This window comes from Thauera chlorobenzoica (assembly GCF_001922305.1).
Lineage (GTDB): Bacteria > Pseudomonadota > Gammaproteobacteria > Burkholderiales > Rhodocyclaceae > Thauera > Thauera chlorobenzoica.
Window position 1 is genome coordinate 1007258 of sequence record NZ_CP018839.1, and the last position, 19641, is coordinate 1026898.

Genomic DNA, 19641 nt, shown 5'->3' on the forward strand with positions numbered 1-19641 from the left:
GGCTGTTAAACTGCACGCTCTGCTTCGAGGTGCCCGCGTCGTGTGCGGGAGAATCGGGAAGGCGGTTCGAATCCGCCGCGCGCCCAGCGCCGTAACGGGGATTGTCCGGGCAAGGCCATGTCCAGCCACTGGTCCGCGAGGACCGGGAAGGCGCCCGGACGAGACGATCCGCAGCCGGAAGACCGGCCCCGAAGCGTTTTATGCAGCCGCCTGGTCGGCGGCTGGCCACTGCTCGACGACAAGGGGAATACTTCATGAGCAGCCCTGCACAATCCATCCAGACCAATCCGCAATTCAGCGCCGAGGAACGCGCCGCGGTGTACCGCGCGATCCACACCCGGCGCGACGTGCGCGGCCAGTTCCTGCCCGATCCGGTGCCCGACGAGGTCCTCGCCCGGGTGCTCACCGCCGCCCATCACGCGCCTTCGGTGGGCTTCATGCAGCCGTGGGACTTCATCGTCGTGCGTGCGCCCGAGGTCAAGCAGAAGGTGAACCAGGCCTTTCGCCTCGCCCACGCCGAAGCCGAGCTGATGTTCGAGGAAGGCAAGCGCGCCACCTACCGCAAGCTCAAGCTCGAAGGCATCCTCGAAGCCCCGATCAACCTGTGCGTCACCTGCGACCGCCGCCGCAACGGCCCGGTCGTGGTCGGGCGCACCCACATCGCCGCGATGGACCTCTACAGCTCGGTGTGTGCGGTGCAGAACCTGTGGCTGGCGGCGCGCGCCGAAGGGCTGGGGGTGGGCTGGGTCAGCATCTTCCACCAGCAGGCGCTGCGCGACGCGCTCGGGATCCCGCGCGAGATCATCCCGGTGGCCTACCTGTGCATCGGCTACGTCAGCCACTTCTACGACCGCCCCGAACTCGAGGCCGCCGGCTGGCTGCCGCGCCTGGCGCTCGGCGAGCTGCTCCATTTCGATCGCTGGCAGGGTGAGGCCGACGCCGCCGGCACCGCGCTGCTCGCCCGTCTCGACGACGCCGACCCTGCCCGCGGCTGATCCGCCGCCCCTGCAGGGCCGCCCGAGCGCCACGGAGGGCCGCGCCAGCGGGCCCCTCCGGCCGTCTTTGCGGCGCTGCACAAGTACAGTGCGCGGGCCGTTTTTGCTGCACTGCCGCTGTGCGCCGCCCGGCGCACAGGCCTTGAAATTTTCTCCCTGAATCCCCGGAAGCCGCTGGATCGTCCGCTTTCGGGAAGTTGGCACGTTTGATGCTGTGGAACAGCCGAGGACATTGTCCGGCTTGCTGCGCCAGCGTCCATCGTTCCAGCCCTGCGGAGAAAATCATGAAAAAGCTCAACCTCGTCCTCGTCGGCAATGGCATGGCCGGCGTGCGCACCCTCGAAGAGCTGCTCAAGCTCGCGCCCGACCTGTACGACATCACCGTGTTCGGCGCCGAACCGCACGGCAACTACAACCGCATCCTGCTGTCGCCGGTGCTCGCCGGCGAGATGACCCTGCCCGAGATCATGCTCAACGACCTGGCCTGGTACCGCGAGCACGGCATCACCCTGCATGCGGGCAGGACGGTGACGAAAATCGACCGTGTGCGCCGCCGTGTCATCGCCGAGGCCGCCGACGGCAGCGTCACCGAGGCCGGCTACGACCGCCTGCTGCTGGCCACCGGCTCCACCCCCTTCATTCCGCCGATCCCCGGCAACGAGCTGCCCGGGGTGCTCGGCTACCGCGACATCGCCGACACCGAGGCGATGATCGAGGCCGCCGCCAGGTACCGTCACGCGGTGGTGATCGGCGCCGGGCTGCTCGGCCTCGAAGCGGCCAACGGCCTCATGCTGCGCGGCATGGATGTCTCCGTGGTGCACCTCGGCGAGTGGATCATGGAGCGCCAGCTCGACCGTGCCGCAGCCGACATGCTGCAGTCCTCGCTCGAAGCGAAGGGCATGAAGTTCCTCCTCGCCCGCCACACCGAGGCGCTGCTCCCTGCCCGCGGCGAGGGCGTGGAGACCCCCGCGCGCGTCGGCGCGGTGCGCTTCAAGGACGGCATGGAGATTCCCGCCGACCTGGTGGTGGTCGCGGCCGGCATCCGCCCCAACTACGCCCTCGCCGAAGCGGCCGGGCTGTACTGCGGCAGCGGGCGGGTGCGCGGGATCCACGTCTCGGACACGCTGCAGACCGTCACCGACCCGCGCATCTACGCGGTCGGCGAATGCGTCGCCCACCGCGGCGTGGCCTACGGCCTGGTGGCGCCGCTGTTCGAGCAGGGCAAGGTGTGCGCCAACCACCTCGCCAATTTCGGCATCGGCCAGTACCGCGGCTCGGTGACCTCGACCAAGCTCAAGGTCACCGGCATCGACGTGTTTTCCGCCGGCGAGTTCGCCGGCGGCCCGGGCACCGAGGAGATCGTGCTCCACGACAAGCAGGGCGGGGTGTACAAGCGCGTCGTGCTCAGGGACGACCGCATCGTCGGTTCGGTGCTGTACGGCGATACCGCCGACGGCTCGTGGTACTTCCAGCTGATGAAGGACGGCCAGGACATCCATGCCATTCGCGACCAGCTGATGTTCGGCCACTCATTTGGCAGCACTCAGCTCGGCGACACCGGGCACAAGGGCGAGAACCGCGCCGCGAGCATGCCCGACAGCGCCGAGGTGTGCGGCTGCAACGGCGTGTGCAAGGGCACGATCGTCAAGGCGATCAAGGAAAAGGGCCTGTTCACCCTCGACGAGGTCAAGCAGCACACCAAGGCGGCATCGAGCTGCGGTTCGTGCACCGGCCTGGTCGAGCAGATCCTCGCCTCCACCGTCGGCGGCGCCTACCAGGCGGTCAGTGCGCACGACAAGGCGGTGTGCGCCTGCACCGAGCTGTCGCACGGCCAGGTGCGGCGCGCGATCCGCGAGCACAAGCTGCTGACGATTGCGGACGCGACCGCCTTCATGGAGTGGAAGACGCCCGACGGCTGTGCGACCTGCCGCCCGGCGCTCAACTACTACCTGGTGTCGACCTGGCCGCATGAGGCCAAGGACGATCCGCAGAGCCGCTTCATCAACGAGCGCGCCCACGCCAACATCCAGAAGGACGGCACCTTCTCGGTGGTGCCGCGCATGCTCGGCGGCATCACCACCCCCGACGAGCTGCGCCGCATCGCCGACGTCGCCGAAAAGTACCGGATTCCGACGGTGAAGGTGACCGGCGGCCAGCGCATCGACCTGCTCGGGGTCAGGCGCGAGGACCTGCCCAAGGTGTGGAAGGATCTCGGCATGGCTTCCGGCCACGCCTACGGCAAGAGCATCCGCACGGTGAAGACCTGCGTCGGTGCCGAGCACTGCCGTTTCGGCACCCAGCGCTCGATGGCGATGGGCGTCGACCTGGAGAAGATGCTGTTCGGCATGTGGAGCCCGCACAAGGTCAAGCTCGCGGTCTCCGGCTGCCCACGCAACTGCGCCGAGGCCGGGATCAAGGACATCGGCGTGATCGGGGTCGATTCCGGCTGGGAGCTGTATGTCGCCGGCAACGGCGGGATCAAGACCGAAGTCGCCCAGTTCCTGTGCAAGGTCGCCACGCCCGAAGAGGTCATGGAGTATTCGGCGGCCTTCCTCCAGCTCTACCGTGAGGAGGGCTTCTATCTCGAGCGCACCGTGCACTACGTGCACCGCGTGGGCCTCGAGCATGTCAAAAAGCGCGTCGTCGAGGACGCCGAAAACCGCCGTGCGCTGCATCAGCGCCTGCTGTACGCGGTGCAGGACTACGCCGATCCGTGGGCCGCGCGCGCCGCCGACGACGCCGAGGCCGCGCTGAAGACCCCGTTCGAAACCCTCCACGCCTGAAGGACCCGTGATGACGCTCGACACCCCCCTGGACACGCCGCGCGCCGCCGCCACCGAAGGCGAATGGAAGGCGATCTGCGCGCTCACCGACATCCCGCGCCTGGGCGCCCGCGTGGTCGCCTCCCGTCACGGCGACATCGCCATCTTCCGTACCGCCGCGGACGAAGTCTTCGCCATCCACGACAAGTGCCCGCACAAGGGCGGGCCGCTGTCGCAGGGCATCGTCCACGGCCGCGAAGTCACCTGCCCGCTGCACGGCTGGAAGCTCGCCCTCGACAGCGGCGAAGCGCTCGCGCCCGACGTCGGCTGCAGCAAGCCCTTCGCGGTGAAATTGGTCGCGGGGCAGGTCCTGCTCAGGAGCTGAATCCCGCTGCCGGGAACGCACGCCGCGCCGCGGGCCGTTCCCCTTTTCCCGTTTCCCCATCCACACAGGCCATGCCGCTCGCCGGCACGGCACGGCGGCGTGCTGCCTGCAGTCCTGCTGCGCAATCCAACTCCGGGAGTTTTCTCATGGACCGAAAAGCCTTCCTCCACGCCGGCCACCCGCCCACCCTGCTGGCGGCCTTCCTCTACTTCGATCTGGCCTTCATGGTGTGGGTGCTGCTCGGCCCGCTCGGGGTGCAGATCGCCGCCGACCTCGGCCTCGACCACGCGCAAAAAGGCTTCATGGTGGCGCTGCCGGTGCTCGCCGGCGCGATCCTGCGTTTCGTCATGGGGGTGCTGGTCGATCACCTCGGGCCCAAGCGCAGCGGCGCCGTCGGCCAGCTGATCGTCATCGGCGCGCTCGCCGCGGCGTGGTGGTTCGGGATCACGAGCTACCACCAGGTGCTGCTGCTGGGCTTCTTCCTCGGCTTTGCCGGCGCCTCGTTCGCGGTCGCCCTGCCGCTCGCCTCGCGCTGGTATCCGCCGGAGCACCAGGGCACCGCGCTGGGCATCGCCGGTGCGGGCAACTCCGGCACCGCGCTCGCCGCGCTGTTCGCCCCCGGGCTGGCGCTTGCCTTCGGCTGGAACAACGTCTTCGGCCTGGCGCTGATTCCGCTGGTGCTGGTGTTCGTGTTCTACCTCGTGGTCGCCCGCGATGCCCCCGAGTGCCCGCCGCCGAAGCCGCTCGCCGACTATTTCAAGGTGCTCAAGGACCGCGACGCGTGGTGGTTCATGTTCTTCTACGCGGTCACCTTCGGCGGCTTCGTCGGTCTCGCCTCCTCGCTGACGATCTACTTCAACACCCAATACGGGCTGGACGCGAAGACCGCGGGCTACTTCACCGCGGCCTGCGTGTTCGCCGGCTCGGTGGTACGCCCGATCGGCGGCGCGGTGGCCGACCGCATCGGTGGTATCCGTACCCTGAGCGCGATGTACCTGATCGCCGCGACCTTCCTCGCCCTGGTCAGCTTCGCGCCGGCGGCGGCGTGGATGGCGCTCGCCGGCTTCGTCGCCGCGATGCTGGCGCTGGGCATGGGCAATGGCGCGGTGTTCCAGCTCGTGCCGCAGCGCTTCCGGCGCGAGATCGGGGTGATGACCGGGCTGGTCGGCATGGCCGGCGGCATCGGCGGCTTCTACCTGGCGTCCTCGCTCGGCTACGCCCGCCAGGCGAGCGGCAGCTACCAGGCCGGCTTCCTGGTCTTCGCCGCGCTCGCCGTGTTCGCGCTGCTCGGGCTGACCCTGGTGAAGGCACGCTGGCGCACCACCTGGGGCGCTGCGCACCTGACGTCGGCAAGGATCTGAGTCCATCATGCCCGAGGTCCGCCTTGGCCACGCCACCCACGCCGGGCCGCGGCCGCACAACGAGGATTTCGTTGCCGCGGCGGCACCCGAGGGGGCCGAGCGCGAGCACAAGGGCGTGCTGCTGGCGATCGCCGACGGTGTCGGCGGCCATGCCCACGGCCGCGAGGCCGCGGAATACACCGTGCGCGGCCTGCTCGCCGACTACTTTTCCACCCCCGACACCTGGAGCGTGGAGAAGTCGCTCGCCGCCGTGCTCGCCGCCGCCAACCGCTGGCTGCTGGCGCAGGCGGCGCGCACCGCCGAATATGCCGGAATGGCGACCACGCTCACCGCGCTGGTGCTGCGCGGGCGGCGTTTCCACCTCGCCCACGTCGGCGATGCGCGCGCCTACCTGTGGCGCGACCAGACCCTGCTGCGCCTGACCGAAGACCACACCTGGCCGCACCCCGAGCTGAGCAACGTGCTGCGCCGCGCGCTCGGCCTGGAGAAGCACCTGCTGGTCGACTTCGACGACGGCGAGCTGGCCGCCGGCGACCGCTTCGTGCTCGTCACCGACGGGGTGTGGAATGCGCTCGGCGACGGCGGAATCGTGGCCGTGCTGCGGCGCGTTGGCGACCCCCAGGCGGTGGCCGATGCGCTGGTCGCGGAGGCGCTGCGCGCCGCCACCAGCGACAACGCCAGCGCGCTGGTGGCGGAGGTCGCCGCGCTGCCCGCGGCCAGCCTGCGCGACCGCTTCGCCGATGGCCGCCGCCGGGCGCTGCCGCCACGGCTGAAAGCGGGCGAGGTAATCGATGGCCTGCGGGTCGAGTCCCTGCTCCACGCCTCGCGCCTGAGCCTGCTCTACCGCGTGCGCCGGGAGGCGGATGACGCGCTGCTGGTACTGAAGACCCTGCTGCCCGAGTTCGACCGCGACGAGGAGGCTCGCCGCGCCCTGGTGCACGAGGAGTGGCTGGCGCGGCGGGCGCCGGAGCAGGGCTTTCCGCAGGTCGTGGACCATGCCGCGCGCGCACACCTGTATTACCTGATGCGCTGGCACGCGGGCGAGACGCTGCAGGCGGCGCTGGCGCGTGGCCACCGTTACCGGGTGGCGGAAGTGGTCGATCTCGGCTGCACCCTGTTGCGCCATCTTGGTGCGCTGCACCGCCTCGGCATCGTGCATCGCGACCTCAAGCCCGACAACCTGCACGTGGACCGTGACGGCCGGCTGCGCCTGCTCGATCTGGGGGTAGCCGCCGCCGACGGCGAGGAACTGTGCGAGACCGGCACCCCCGGCACGCCGTCCTACATGGCGCCGGAGCTGTTCGCCGGGCAGGTCGCGGACGAGGCTTCCGACCTCTATGCCTGCGGCGTCGTGCTCTACGAACTGCTGACACGGCACTACCCCTACGGCGAGATCGAGCCCTTCCAGCATCCGCGCTTCGGCGATCCGCTGCTGCCCACCCGTTACCGTCCGGACACGCCGGCCTGGCTCGAGGCGGTGCTGCTGAAAGCCTGCGCGCGCGCGCCGGGGCAGCGCTTCGAGACCGCCGGGGAGTTCCGCCTGGCGCTCGAGCGCGGTGCCCAGCACCCGCTCGCGACCCCGCGGCGGACGCCGCTGGTGGCGCGCAATCCCGGACTGGCATTGAAACTGCTTCTAGTGGCTTCGCTGCTGCTCGACATCGTCTTGCTCTACCTGTTGAGCCGCGCATGAACCCTCCCCGTGCGGGGGCGGATAGACCTTGACGACCATCAACGAGGCGGACCATGACCCCAGCAAACCCGGAGACATCCGGCCGCGACGCCGTTGCGGACACGCCGGCGCTTGCGCCGCCGCGCCATGAAACCCGTGCCACCTGTGCCTACTGCGGGGTGGGCTGTGGCGTGATGATCGAGCACGACGGCACACGCATCACCGCGGTGCGCGGCGATCCCGCGCATCCTGCCAACTTCGGCCAGCTGTGCACCAAGGGCGCGAGCCTGCATCTGAGCGCCGGCCTCGACACCCGCCTGCTGTACCCGGAGTACCGCGCCACGCGCACCGAGCCGCGCCGGCGCATCCGCTGGGACGCGGCGATCGATGCCGCCGCCCGGCGCTTCGCCGGGATCATCGCCGCCCACGGCCCGGATGCGGTCGCGTTCTACATCTCCGGCCAGCTCCTCACCGAGGACTACTACGTCTTCAACAAGGCGATGAAAGGGCTGATCGGCAGCAACAACATCGACACCAACTCGCGCCTGTGCATGTCGAGCGCGGTCGCCGCCTACAAGGCCACCCTGGGTGCGGATGCGCCGCCGTGCTGCTACGAGGACTTCGACCATGCCGACACCATCCTGATCGCCGGCGCCAACCCGTCCTATGCCCACCCGGTGGCCTTTCGCCGCATCGAGGAAGCGAAGGCGCGGCGCCCGCAGATGAGGCTGATCGTCGTCGACCCGCGCCGCACCGACACCGCGGCGGCGGCCGACCTGCACCTGGCGGTGCTGCCCGGCACCGACATCCGGCTGTTCGAGGCGATGCTCCATGTGCTGCTGCGGGAGGGCATGCTCGATGAGGCCTGGATCGCCGCCCATACCGAGGGCTTCGAAGCCTTGCGCGCCCATGTGGCCGAGCTCAGCCCCGCGGTCGCCGCCGAAGTGTGCGGCGTCGGGGCGGACGACATCGTCACCGCGGCGCGCTGGTGGGGGCAGGCGCCGGCGGCGCTGTCGCTGTGGTGTCAGGGGTTGAACCAGTCGATCCACGGCACCGACAATGGCACGGCGCTGATCGCACTGTCGCTCGCCACCGGCAAGATCGGCCGTCCGGGCTGCGGCCCGTTCTCGCTCACCGGCCAGCCCAACGCGATGGGCGGGCGCGAAGTCGGCGGCCTGGCCAACCTGCTGCCGGCCCACCGCGACCTCGCCAACCCCGCGCACCGCGCCGAAGTGGCGCGCCTGTGGGGCATCGACCGCGTGCCCGACACGCCCGGCCTGAGCGCGGTGGAACTGTTCGAGGCGGTGCGGGCGGGCAAGGTGAAGGCGGTGTGGATCGCGTGCACCAACCCGGCGCAGTCGCTGCCGGAGCAGGCGCGGGTGCGCGAGGCGCTCGCCGCCTGCGAGTTCGTCGTCCTCCAGGAGGCGTTCCGCAGCACCGAGACCGCCCCGTTCGCCGACCTGATGCTGCCGGCGACGACCTGGGGCGAGAAGGACGGCACGGTGACCAACTCCGAGCGCCGCATCAGCCGCGTGCGCCCGGCGCTGCCGGCGCCGGGCGAGGCGCGCGCCGACTGGCGCATCGCGCGCGACTTCGCGCGCGCGCTCGGGCCGCGCATCGGCAAGCCGCAGGCCGCGCGCCTGTTCGCCTACGAGCGTGCGGAAGAAGTCTTCGCCGAACATGCCGCCACCACCGCCGGGCGCGATCTTGACATCACCGGCCTGAGCTACGCCCTGCTCGATGCCGCGGGGCCGCAGCAATGGCCGTTTCCGGCCGGAGCGCGGGTCGAGGAGGACGCCGCGCGCGTGCGCCTGTACGCCGACGGCTGCTTTCCCACGGCGAACGGCCGCGCCCGCTTCGTCGTCCCCGGCCGCGCGCTGACCGCGGAAAAGATCGATGCGCGCTATCCGCTGCACCTGACCACCGGGCGCCTGCGCGACCAGTGGCACGGCATGAGCCGCAGCGGCAAGGTTGCCCGCCTGTACGGCCATGTCGACGAGGCCCGCATCGAGCTCCATGCCGACGACCTTGCGGTGCGCGGGCTGCACGACGGCGAACTGGTCCGGGTCGCCAGCCGCCGCGGCGAGCTGGTGCTGCGCGCGGTGGTCTCGCCCGACATGCGCAAGGGCCAGGCCTTTGTCGCCATGCACTGGGGACGCAAGGTGCTCGGCTCGGCCGGCGTCAACCTGCTCCTCGGTGCCGATCTCGATCCATTGTCGAAACAGCCCGAGCTCAAGCATGCGGCGATCCGCATCGACAAGGCGGTGCTGCCGTTCCGGGCGCTGCTGATGCGTGCCGAGCGCCCCGGGCGCACCGCGGCGGAGGACGCCGAGGCGCTGTCGCCGTGGCTGGAGCGCTTCGCCTACGCCTCGCTCGCGCTCGCCGGGCGCGAGCATCCGGCGGTGGTGATGCGCATCGCCCACGACCGGCCGATTCCGCCCGCCTGGCTTGGCGAACTGGATGCGCTGCTCGGGCTCGGGAGCGATGACGCCCTGTCCTATGCCGATGTCCGGCGCGGCATCAGCAAACGTGTGCTGATCGAGGGCGACCGCCTGGTCGGGCTGCGTCTGGTGGGCGAGAGCGCTGCCGCTGCGTGGCTGAGTGAGCTGATCGTCGAGCGCCGGCCCGCCGCCGAGCTGCGGCGCTGGCTGCTGGCGCCGCTGGCAGCACCGCCAGCGCAGGCGAAGCTGCGCGGGCGCATCGTATGCAACTGCCTGGATGTCGCCGAGGCCGACATCGCCGCGGCGATCGCCGGTGGCGATGACTTTCAGGCGCTGCAGCAAAAGCTCCGCTGCGGCAGCTCCTGCGGCTCCTGCGTGGCCGAGATCCGCAGGATGCTTCGGGCATCGGGACGGTAGCCCCGGCGGGCGGCGCGTGCTTCCGCTCCATCCCAGAGACATGACGAAAACGTGTACGATTGGCGCCCGGCCGGGACGCCGACAAAACAACGATTTCGCCTGGAGACGCGATGCTTTCGAAGATGAGGGTGGCCACCAAACTGACGATTGGGTTCGGACTGGTGATCGTGCTGCTGCTCGCGGTATCGGCGATCAGCCTGCTGCGCATGAGCGAGCTGAACGGCCAGTTGCACGTCGTCGGCGGGCAGTTGTGGCCGCGGGTGGCGATGCTGGGGGAAGTCCGCCACGAATCGAACACGATCGCGATCGCCCTGCGCAGCATGATGCTGGCCGAAAACGGGGCCGATCGGGCACGCAGCCGCGAGGTGGTGATGGCCGGGCGGCAGTCGATCAATGAAAATCTCGAGCGCCTGGACCAGCTCGCGACCCATCCGCGCGACCGGGAACTGCTCGAGGCGATCCGGCGCGAGCGTGCGCGTTACATCGTCGGGCAGGATCAACTGATCGAGCTCATTTCGAACGAGCACCTGCCCGAGGCGCGCGCCTACCTGAACAACGCGCTGCGGCCGCAGCTGGCCGACTACCAGAGCGCGATCGCGGCGGCGGCGGAGTTCCAGAGCCAGTCGCTGCATGCCGGCATCGACCAGGCCGCCACCGCCACCGAGGCGGCGCGGCTGCAGGTGCTCGTTTCCGCCGGGGCGGCCCTGGTCGTGGCCCTGCTCGCCGGCTTCCTGATCATGCGCAGCCTGGCACGCGAGATGGGGGGCGAGCCGGGCTATGCGGCCAAGGTCGCGCACCGGGTCGCGGAAGGCGACTTTACCGCGAAGGTGGTGTTGCGCTCCGGAGACCGCACGAGCCTGCTCGCGGCGATGAAGGAGATGGTCGGCAAGCTGTCGATGGCATTCGGCGAGATCCATGCCGCCGGTGGCGCGCTCGTTGCCGCCTCGGAGGAAGTGGGCACGTCCGTGCAGCAGCAGGCGGCGATGTCGAGCCAGATGTCTTCGGCGGTGGCCGAAATCACCTCGACGATGGAGGAATTTTCCGCCTCCTCGTCGGAGATCGCCCAGAACGCCGCGGTGGTGGTCGACATGGCGCAACAGACCCTGGCCAACAGCCGCAAGGGGGCAGAAGGCGTGCGCATGGTGCTCGAGCGCATGGAGGACATCCGCAACGACAACGAGCACAACCTGCGCGAGATCATGGCCCTGGGCGCGCGCTCGAAGGAAATCGGCCGGATCATGGAGATCATCAACGCGGTCGCGGACCAGACCCGGTTGATCGCGTTCAACGCCGCGCTCGAAGCGTCCAGCGCCGGCGAGGCCGGCCGGCGCTTTTCCGTGGTGGCGGCGGAGATCCGCCGTCTGGCCGACAGCGTCGCCGACTCCTCGGAAGATGTCGCGGCCAAGGTCGGCGAGATCCAGGACTCGATCAACCGCCTGGTCGTCACCTCCGAGAAGAGCGCGAGCGTGATCGTGGCCGGCACCGAAGCCAGCGACGAGGCGGCGCACAACCTCGACGAGATCCTCGAAACCGCAGCCGGCACCGACAGCGCGGCGCAGCAGATTTCGCTCGCCACCCAGCAGCAGAAGACCGCGAGCACCCAGGTCGTGGTGGCGCTGCGCGAGATCGTCGGCGCCAACCGCCACGGCGCCCAATCCACCGAGCGCGTCGTCCAGGTGGGCAAGGAGCTGAAGCGGCTGGCGGCGGACCTGTTCGAAACCACCCGCCGCTTCAGGTACGGAGACGATGACGGCGGGGGCCGCCGTGCCGACGCGGCGGCGCCCGGGGCATGAATCCTGCCGCCCTCCAGCGGCCGCTGCGCGTGCTCGTGGCCGACGACAGTGCGGTGGCGCGCGGCGTCATCCGCGCCTGCCTCGAGCGTGACCGGAGCATCGAGATCGTCGCCGAGGCCGGCAACGGCTTGCAGGCGGTGGAGCTGGCGCAGACGCTGCGCCCGGACCTGGTGACGATGGACCTCGACATGCCGGTGCTGGGCGGGCTCGATGCGATCGAGCGGATCATGGCGCATCGCGCCGTGCCGATCCTGGTGATCACCAGCGCCGACGCCGCCGCGATTGCCGGCGAGGCGATCCAGCGCGGAGCGCTCGAAGTCGTCCGCAAGCCCCGCTGCAGCGAAGAGGGAGCGCGCGATCTCGTCGCCCGCATCCGCCTGCTCGCCGGCGTGCCGGTGATCACCCGGCGCTTCCGCATCGACCCGGAGCCGTCCGCGCCGCCACCCGGTTTCGCGCCGCACCGGCCCGTTCCGGCGCCGGCGGGGGAGGGCGCGAAGGGGCGCATCGTCGCCATCGCCGCCTCGACCGGTGGCCCCCAGGCGCTGGCCCGCATCCTGCCCCGGCTGCCGTCCACTTTCCGCGCCCCGGTGGTGATCGCCCAGCACATCTCCGAGGGCTTCGCCGAGGGGATGGTGGGGTGGCTGGCGGGACTGTGCGCGCTGCCGGTCGTGCTCGCCTGCGACGGCCAGCGGCTCGAGGCCGGGCACGTCTATGTTTCGCCGCCCGAGCGCAATCTGGTGGTCACCGCTGCCCGCCGCCTGGCGCTGGTCGAGCCCTCGGCGACCGATGTCCACCACCCGAGCTGTGATGTTCTGCTGTATTCGGTGGCCAAGGTGTTCGGTGCCGGTGCGATCGGCGTGATCCTGTCGGGCATGGGGCGCGATGGTGCCCGCGGCCTGGGCGCGCTGCGCGCGGCCGGTGGGGTCACGATCGCCCAGGATGAAGCCTCGTCGGTAGTGTTCGGGATGAACCGGATGGCGATCGAGCAGGGGGCGGTGGAGCGCGTGCTGCCTGTGGACCGGATCGGCGACGAGATCCTGGCGCTGCTTGCAGACCGGAGACGGCGATGAGCCAGGCGCCGCTCGATGCCATCGGCGAGCTGATCGCCGCGCGTTTCGGACTCGTGTTCGAGGGGGCGGCGGGACGACGCCTGGCGAGCGCGGTGGCGGCCCGCATCGAGGCCCGCCAGCTGGCCGGCGCGGCCCGCTATCTGGCCCTGCTCGAGGACGATGAGGACGAGCAGCGAACGCTGGCCGAGCAGCTGACCGTGCATGAAACCTATTTCTTCCGGGAGGCGGAACAGATCCGTTTTGTCGCGGATACCCTCGTTCCGCGCCTGCTGGCGACAGGAAAGGACGGCATGCCGCTGCGCATCCTCAGCGCCGGCTGCTCTTCGGGGGAGGAGCCGTATTCGCTGGCGATCGCGCTGTTCGAGCGGTACCGCGAGCGTACCCCCGAGCTGTTTTCGATCACCGCCGGTGATCTCTCCCGGCCCATGTTGGCGCGGGCGCGTCAGGCGCAGTACTCGGAGTTTTCCTTTCGCGGGGTCGATGCGGAGCTCCGTGCGCGCTATTTCGACTTCGCCGGCGGCCACTACCGGCTGCGGCCCTTCGTGCGGGCGGTGGTCGGCTTTTGCGAGCTCAACCTGATCGAGCCCGCTTTCCCCGAAGGGACAGCGCCCTTCGACATCGTGTTCATGCGCAACGTCAGCATCTATTTCGAGAAGGCGGTCCGGCGCCGGATTCTCGAGGCCCTCGCCGGCTGGATGCGGCCCGGTGCGCTGCTGGTCACCGGGGTCGCGGAGACGCTCGCCAACGACCTCGGCGTGTTCGAGCTCGTCGAGGAAGCGGGGCTGTTCCATTTTTCCCGTCCGTCGGCGCCGTCCGCCGGGGGGCGCATTGCCTCCGCCGGGCGGGAGGGCGTGCGCACACCGGATGGCAGGGGGCGGATGCCTCCTTTCGTGCGTACGCCGACCAGCGCGCCGCCGCGTCCGCCCCTGAAACCCGGGTTGCGGCCGGCAATCGCGGCCCGGCCGGCGCGCACCGGGCCGGTTTTGCGCGCGCGCGCCGCTCCTCCCGTGGGGGGCGCTGCGCCGCTCGACCTGGGCGAATTGATCGGGCTGGTGCACGACGAACGCTATGAGCAGGCCTGGCCGCTGGTATCGGTGCGCCTGCAGGCCGACCCCGAGGATCATGCGGCACTGCTGCTCGGGGCCTACATCAGCCTCAACCGGCAACGTTTCGACGAAGCGAGGGCGGCGGCCCTGGGGGCGCTCGCACGCGATGCGTGGTCGGTGGAGGCGCATTACCTGCTCGGGCTGATCGACAAGTGGCGTGGCGAGCTGACGGCTGCGGCGGAATGGTTCAAGAAGGCGGTTTATCTGAACCGGCACTGCTGGCCGGCCCATTTCCACCTCGGCAGCCTCTATGCACAGCAGGGCGAAGTCACTGCCGCGCGGCGCGCCTGGCGGGCGGTGCTGCAGCTGCTCGACGCCGCAGGTGGGGGCGGCCCGGGTATCGCCATCCTCCCCGTCGGCCTGCGCCCGGCGGAAGTGCGCTTTCTCTGCGAGCGCCGTCTGGGCGGTGAATTGCAGCTGTCCGGAAGCGGAGGCTGAGGGCGGTGGCGATCGACATCGGCCGCTTCATGGATCGTTTCGTCGAGGAGGCGAGGGAGCACCTCGGCCGCCTCGGGGCAGGCGTGGCTGCCCTGGAAGCCGGCCACGCCGATGCCGAGCTGATCAATGCCCTGTTCCGCTCCGCGCATACGGTGAAGGGCTCGTCGCGGATGCTCAAGCTGACGCCGGTCACCGAGACGGCCCATCTTCTGGAGGATGTGCTCGGCGCCTTGCGCGAAGGCCGGGTGCGCTTCGATCGCCGTCTTGCGGGCGCGCTTTATCAAGGCGTCGATGCGATCGCGGCGCAGGTCGACAGCCTGGCCGCCACCCGCGACGCGACCGCCTTGCCGGCGCCCGCTGCGGCGCTGTGCGCCGCCCTGGCGGCTGCGGCGGCGCCCGATTCCGCATCCGACCCCGGAAATCCGCTGCAGCAGCCAGCCGGGGACGCCGCGGATGCGCCCGGCCAGGCCGGCGACGGCGGCAACGCGGAGGCCGCGCGCGGACGCCAGGCCGGGATCGATACGGTACGGATCCGGGTGGACAAGCTCGACGAGCTCATCGGCCTGATGGGCGAATTCGCTTCCTCGCAGGCGCGGGTGCGGGAGTGGGCGGCGCAGGCGCATGCGCTCGAACGCGAACTGGAACGCGGCATCGCCGATGCTTCCCGCCTGCCTGCGGTGCACGAGCGCATGCGCGCTTTTGGCCGGACGCTGCGCGACGGCGTCCGCACCCAGGACATGATGATCGGCGCCCTCCACGAGCGCACGCTGGTGATGCGCATGCTGCCGCTGGGGGTCATCTTCGATTCGATGGGGCGGATGATGCGCGATTTCGCCCGCTCGCTCGGCAAGGACGTGGAGTTCGTCGTCCGCGGCAGTGAAATCGAGCTCGACCGCCAGGTCATCGACAAGCTCTCCGATCCGCTCGTCCATCTGCTGCGCAACGCCGTCGATCACGGGTTGGAGCCGCCCGCGGCGCGGCGGCGCAGCGGCAAGGCGGAGCGGGGGCGGGTCGAACTCGTCGCGCGCCAGGACGGGGCGCATGCGGTGATCGAAGTCGCCGACGACGGTGCCGGTATCGACCTCGACGCGGTGCGCGACAAGGCGCTGGCGCGCGGGCTGATCGACGCCGGCGAGGCCGCGGCCCTGTCGGAAAAGGCGGTGATCGACCTGTTGTTCCTTCCCGGCTTTTCCACCGCCGGAATCATCACCGACGTCTCCGGGCGGGGGGTCGGGCTCGATGTGGTCAGGCAGACCCTGGCCGAGGAGCTCTCCGGCGAGATCGGGGTGCATTCCCGTCCCGGACAGGGTATGCGCTTCGTGCTGCGCCTGCCGCTGAGCCTGGCCCGGCTGCGGATGCTGCTGGTCGAGGTCGCGGGTCATCCGTTCGGCATTCCCGCGCATGGCGTGAGCGAGATCGTCCGCCGGCCGGCGGAGGCCTTGCTGAAGGTGGCCGAGCGCAGTGCGGTGATCGTGCGCAACGAGTTCGTTCCGGTCGTGGCGCTGGATGCGCTGCTCGGCTTGCCGCCGCGGCCGGCGAGCGGTGGCGGAGCGCTGCTGCTGGTGCTGAGCGTGCGTGGCGACAAGATCGCGCTGCGGGTCGATGCCCTGCTCGACGAGCGCGACATGGTGATCAAGCCGCTTCCGGCGATGCTCGCGCCGGCCCGCTTCGTCACCGGCGTGGTCGAGACCGGCAGCGGGGCACTGGCCTGCGTGCTCCATGCGCCGGCGTTGTTCGTGCATGCGCGCCATGCCGGCGCCGACGCGCCGCGCCGGGCGCCGGGCGGCGCTGCGGGGAACGCCCGCCGCCTGCTGGTGGTGGATGATTCGCTCAATACCCGTGAGCTCGAAAAGGAAGTGCTCGAAGCCCATGGCTACCTGGTCACGCTCGCCGAGGACGGGGTCGATGGCCTGGCCAAGGCGCTGGCCGAAGACTTCGACGCGGTGCTGACCGACGTCGAGATGCCGCGGATGGACGGTTTCTCGCTGACCGCGCGGCTGCGGGAGGAAGAGCGCTACCGGCACCGGCCGATCCTGATCATCACTTCCCGCGAGCGCGACGAAGACAAGCGGCGCGGCATGCAGGTCGGCGCCGACGCCTACATCGTCAAGGGCGACTTCGATCAGCGCAGCCTGGTCGAAACCCTGAAAACCCTGCTGGCCTGAACGGCCGGCGCCTGGAGATCAACCGTGCGGATCCTGATCGTGGATGACGACCCTTTTGCCGGCCAGGTGGCGGCGGCGATCCTGGAAGAACTGGGTCATGACACCATGCTGTGCGAGAATGCGCCCGATGCCGTTGGACAACTGGGAGAGGGCGGAAACGTCGACCTGATCGTGTGCGACATGAACATGCCCCTGATCAGCGGGATCGAGCTGTTCCGTGAACTACGCGCCCAGGATTGCCGCATTCCCTTCGTCCTCCTCAGCGGAGACGATCCGGCCGGCCTGCTTGCCGCCGAGCCCGGGCTCGACGCCTGCGTGCTGAAGGATGGCGATCTCGACAACAACCTTGCCCGCGCCGTCGAGCGCATCGCCCGAGCGCGGGCGGCATGACCCGAGAACACGGATGAACGCACCCACTTCCGCCGCCAAGCCGGCCGAGCGCCTGAAAAAGCTGCGCGACGATTTCGTTTCCCATCTGCCCGGGCGGATCGGGCGCATGCGCGAAGTGCTCGGCGAGAGCGCGGTGCACGGCTGCGACTGCTGCAGGAATGAAGAGCTGCAGCGCCTGTTCCACAACCTCAAGGGCTCGGCTGCGGTGTTCGGCTTCGACGGCCTGCGCGAGATCGCGCTCGAAGGCGAGATCCTGGCCAACGGCTGCGACGACAGCACGCGCTGCCGCCAGGCGCTGGGCTTTGCGGTGGACCGCCTGGAGCGGGCGGCGCTCGAGATCGCGGGGGCGCCCGCGGCGGCCGAGGGCGGGGAGTTCCTCGGCTTCAACCTCGACAATGCGGGCCTGCCTGCGGCCGTCGATGCCTGCGGCCGGCTGATCTACGTATGTGACGACGATGCCGCATCGCTCGACCAGCTGGTGACCCAGGTGGGCTGCTTCGGCTACGAAGTCCGGGGCTTTCTCGACACCGGCGCGCTCGAGCGTGCGATCGATGGCCGCCGCCCGGATTGCGTGGTGATGGATATCCACTTTCCCGACAACCGCAATTCGGGCACCGAGTTCATGGCCGCCGTCAACCGGCGCTTCGACCCGCCGCTGAACACGGTCTTCATCTCCGCGCGCGACGACTTCGAGGCCCGCCTGCATGCGGTGCGGGCCGGCGGCACGTCCTACTTCCTGAAACCGGTGCGCTCGGCCGACCTTGCCGCGGTGCTCGACGAGATCACCCACGTCCAGCCGGTCGAGCCCTACCGCATCCTGGTGATCGACGATGAGCGGGAAGTGGCGGCCTACCACTGCATGATCCTCGAGGAAGCCGGGATGATGACGACGCGCGTCTCCGACCCGCTGCGGGCGCTGGAGGTGCTGGAGGCGTTCCGCCCCGACATGGTGCTGATGGACATGTACATGCCGGGGTGCTCGGGGACCGAGCTGGCGCAGGTGATCCGCCAGGTGCCGAGCCATTTCTCGCTGCCGATCCTGTTCTTCTCCAGCGAGTCGGACCAGCGCAAGCAGCGTGCGGCGATGCGCATCGGCGCCGACGGCTTCATGGTCAAGCCGATCGACCCGGTGGCGCTGGTGTCGGAAGTCGCGATCCGCGCCGAGCGCACCCGCGCCTTGCGCGCGCTGATCGTGCGCGACAGCCTGACCGGGCTGTTCAACCATTCGACGACGCTGTACATGCTCGAGAACGCGATCGCCGCCAGCGACCGCAACCGCACCGGGCTGTGTTTCGCGCTGATCGACATCGACCACTTCAAGCGCATCAACGACAGCTACGGCCACCGCGCCGGCGACCAGGTGATCGCTTCCCTGGCGCGGATGCTGAAGCAGCACTTCCGCAACTCGGACGTGATCGGCCGCCATGGTGGCGAAGAGTTCGCGGTGATCATGCCCTATGCCGCGCTCGACATGGCGGTGGCGCGCATCGACCAGCTCCGGACCCTGTTCGAGCGTGTCGAGTTTGCCGACGGCGCCCAGGCGTTCACCTGCACCTTCAGCGCCGGGGTGGCGCAGCACGTGGCCGGCAGCAGCCTCGCGAGCCTGTTCGGCGTGGCCGACCGGGCCTTGTACGGGGCCAAGCAGGGGGGGCGCAACCGCGTCCTCGCCTCGGTGAGCGAAGCGGTGGCGGCGTGAACACGGCGACGCTCGAGCAGGTGCTCGCGCTGCGCGGGTCGGTCGCGGCGCAGATCGTCGAAGTGGACGAGCCGATGGCCAAGCTGGTGGTGTTCGAGCTCGGCGGCGACCGCTTCGCCCTGCGCGGGGAATGCGTGCGCGAGATCCTTGCCGGGATGCCGGTGTTCTTCGTCCCCGGCTGCCCGGCGCAGATCGAAGGGGTGATCAACCTGCGCGGCAGCGTGGAGTCGGTGCTGCGCATCGACGATGCGCTCGGGTTTGCGCCGGAAAAGGGCGAAGGCGCCCGGGCGATGCTGCTGGTCGAGGCCGCGGGCATCCGCAGCGCGATCCGCGTCGAGCGTGTCGTCGACGTCCGCGACGTCCTCGAAAGCGCGATCGAGCCGCCGCCCGGAGCGCTTGCCGAAGCGCTGCAAGGCGTGGTCTGCGGGATTGTCGGCGCGGCGGATGGGCCGGCGCTGCTGCTCGATCCGGCGCTCCTGTTCGCTCGCCATGGCGGCAGCGCGGAGCGCTGAGGTGGGGCCCGGGGTGCCCGGCGCCGTGCTCGACGTCGTCCTGTTCCGTTCCGGGGTGGCGCTGTGCGGCATCGAGGCCCGCCATGTGGGGGCATCACGCCACCGTGGTGCCGATGGCGACGCGCCCGCCACCATCGAGTCCGTCCTCGGCCTGGCACCGGCCCGTCCGCGCGCGCCGGTGCGTCTGGTGCTGCGCGCTGCGGGCGGGATGCGGGAAGTGCTGGCGGACGGCCCGCTCGAGCTGCTCCGCGTCGAGGTGGCCGACATCGTGCCGTTGCCGCCCCTGATCGAGGCGATGAAGCGAAGCGCCACCCTGAAGGGGCTTGCCGTCGTCGGCGACCGGGTGCTGGCCTTGTTCGGACCGGCGGACGGCGGCGCCGGGTTTTGAGTGCCCCAGGCAGCGGCTTTGCCCTTTCCGCCCCCCGCAGGGGGCCGGAAAAC

General features: G+C 70.2%; 14 protein-coding genes and 1 riboswitch. All 14 genes read left to right on the top strand.

Annotated features, from left to right (window positions below):
- Positions 1-10 precede the first annotated feature (10 nt).
- Positions 11-205: riboswitch (cobalamin riboswitch) on the top strand.
- 49 nt (positions 206-254) lie between these two features.
- The 14 genes from bluB (at position 255) to Tchl_RS04900 (ending at position 19588) form a co-directional block, all read left to right on the top strand.
- The gene (gene bluB / locus Tchl_RS04835; RefSeq protein WP_075147401.1) at positions 255-995 is read left to right on the top strand and encodes a 5,6-dimethylbenzimidazole synthase; all 741 of its coding nucleotides are present in this window, start codon (positions 255-257) and stop codon (positions 993-995) included.
- Between the two features lie 284 nt (positions 996-1279).
- The gene (nirB, locus tag Tchl_RS04840; protein ID WP_075147402.1) at positions 1280-3778 is read left to right on the top strand and encodes a nitrite reductase large subunit NirB; all 2499 of its coding nucleotides are present in this window, start codon (positions 1280-1282) and stop codon (positions 3776-3778) included.
- A 10-nt stretch (positions 3779-3788) separates the two neighbouring features.
- Positions 3789-4142: a nitrite reductase small subunit NirD gene (gene nirD, locus Tchl_RS04845; RefSeq protein ID WP_075147403.1), complete on the top strand. Its 354-nt coding sequence runs from the start codon at positions 3789-3791 to the stop codon at positions 4140-4142.
- Between the two features lie 146 nt (positions 4143-4288).
- Positions 4289-5503: a nitrate/nitrite transporter gene (locus Tchl_RS04850; RefSeq protein WP_075147404.1), complete on the top strand. Its 1215-nt coding sequence runs from the start codon at positions 4289-4291 to the stop codon at positions 5501-5503.
- A 7-nt stretch (positions 5504-5510) separates the two neighbouring features.
- A complete protein-coding gene (locus Tchl_RS04855; RefSeq protein ID WP_075147405.1) occupies positions 5511-7193 on the top strand; it encodes a bifunctional protein-serine/threonine kinase/phosphatase in 1683 nt (560 codons plus the stop codon).
- A 53-nt stretch (positions 7194-7246) separates the two neighbouring features.
- On the top strand, positions 7247-10030 hold the full coding sequence (locus Tchl_RS04860; protein ID WP_075147406.1) for a nitrate reductase: 2784 nt from the start codon (positions 7247-7249) through the stop codon (positions 10028-10030).
- Positions 10031-10140: 110 nt separating this feature from the next.
- Positions 10141-11823 (top strand): methyl-accepting chemotaxis protein, encoded by a 1683-nt coding sequence (locus tag Tchl_RS04865; RefSeq protein WP_075147407.1) that lies wholly within the window; start codon positions 10141-10143, stop codon positions 11821-11823.
- Positions 11820-12893 carry a chemotaxis-specific protein-glutamate methyltransferase CheB gene (gene cheB, locus Tchl_RS04870; RefSeq protein ID WP_075147408.1) on the top strand — a complete coding sequence of 358 codons (1074 nt, stop codon included), beginning with the start codon at positions 11820-11822 and terminating at the stop codon, positions 12891-12893. The genes Tchl_RS04865 and cheB overlap by 4 nt, the downstream gene beginning before the upstream one ends.
- Positions 12890-14437 (top strand): CheR family methyltransferase, encoded by a 1548-nt coding sequence (locus tag Tchl_RS04875; RefSeq protein ID WP_075147409.1) that lies wholly within the window; start codon positions 12890-12892, stop codon positions 14435-14437. The genes cheB and Tchl_RS04875 overlap by 4 nt, the downstream gene beginning before the upstream one ends.
- Before the next feature lie 5 nt (positions 14438-14442).
- Positions 14443-16602 carry a hybrid sensor histidine kinase/response regulator gene (locus Tchl_RS04880; protein WP_075147410.1) on the top strand — a complete coding sequence of 720 codons (2160 nt, stop codon included), beginning with the start codon at positions 14443-14445 and terminating at the stop codon, positions 16600-16602.
- Positions 16603-16626: 24 nt separating this feature from the next.
- Positions 16627-16992: a response regulator gene (locus Tchl_RS04885; protein WP_075147411.1), complete on the top strand. Its 366-nt coding sequence runs from the start codon at positions 16627-16629 to the stop codon at positions 16990-16992.
- Between the two features lie 13 nt (positions 16993-17005).
- Positions 17006-18688, top strand: a complete 1683-nt coding sequence (locus tag Tchl_RS04890; RefSeq protein ID WP_075147412.1) for a diguanylate cyclase — start codon at positions 17006-17008, stop codon at positions 18686-18688.
- On the top strand, positions 18685-19200 hold the full coding sequence (locus Tchl_RS04895) for a chemotaxis protein CheW (RefSeq protein WP_075147413.1): 516 nt from the start codon (positions 18685-18687) through the stop codon (positions 19198-19200). The genes Tchl_RS04890 and Tchl_RS04895 overlap by 4 nt, the downstream gene beginning before the upstream one ends.
- A gap of 1 nt (position 19201) precedes the next feature.
- Entirely contained in the window at positions 19202-19588 is a 387-nt protein-coding gene (locus Tchl_RS04900) for a hypothetical protein (RefSeq protein ID WP_075147414.1), read from the top strand.
- Positions 19589-19641 lie beyond the last annotated feature (53 nt).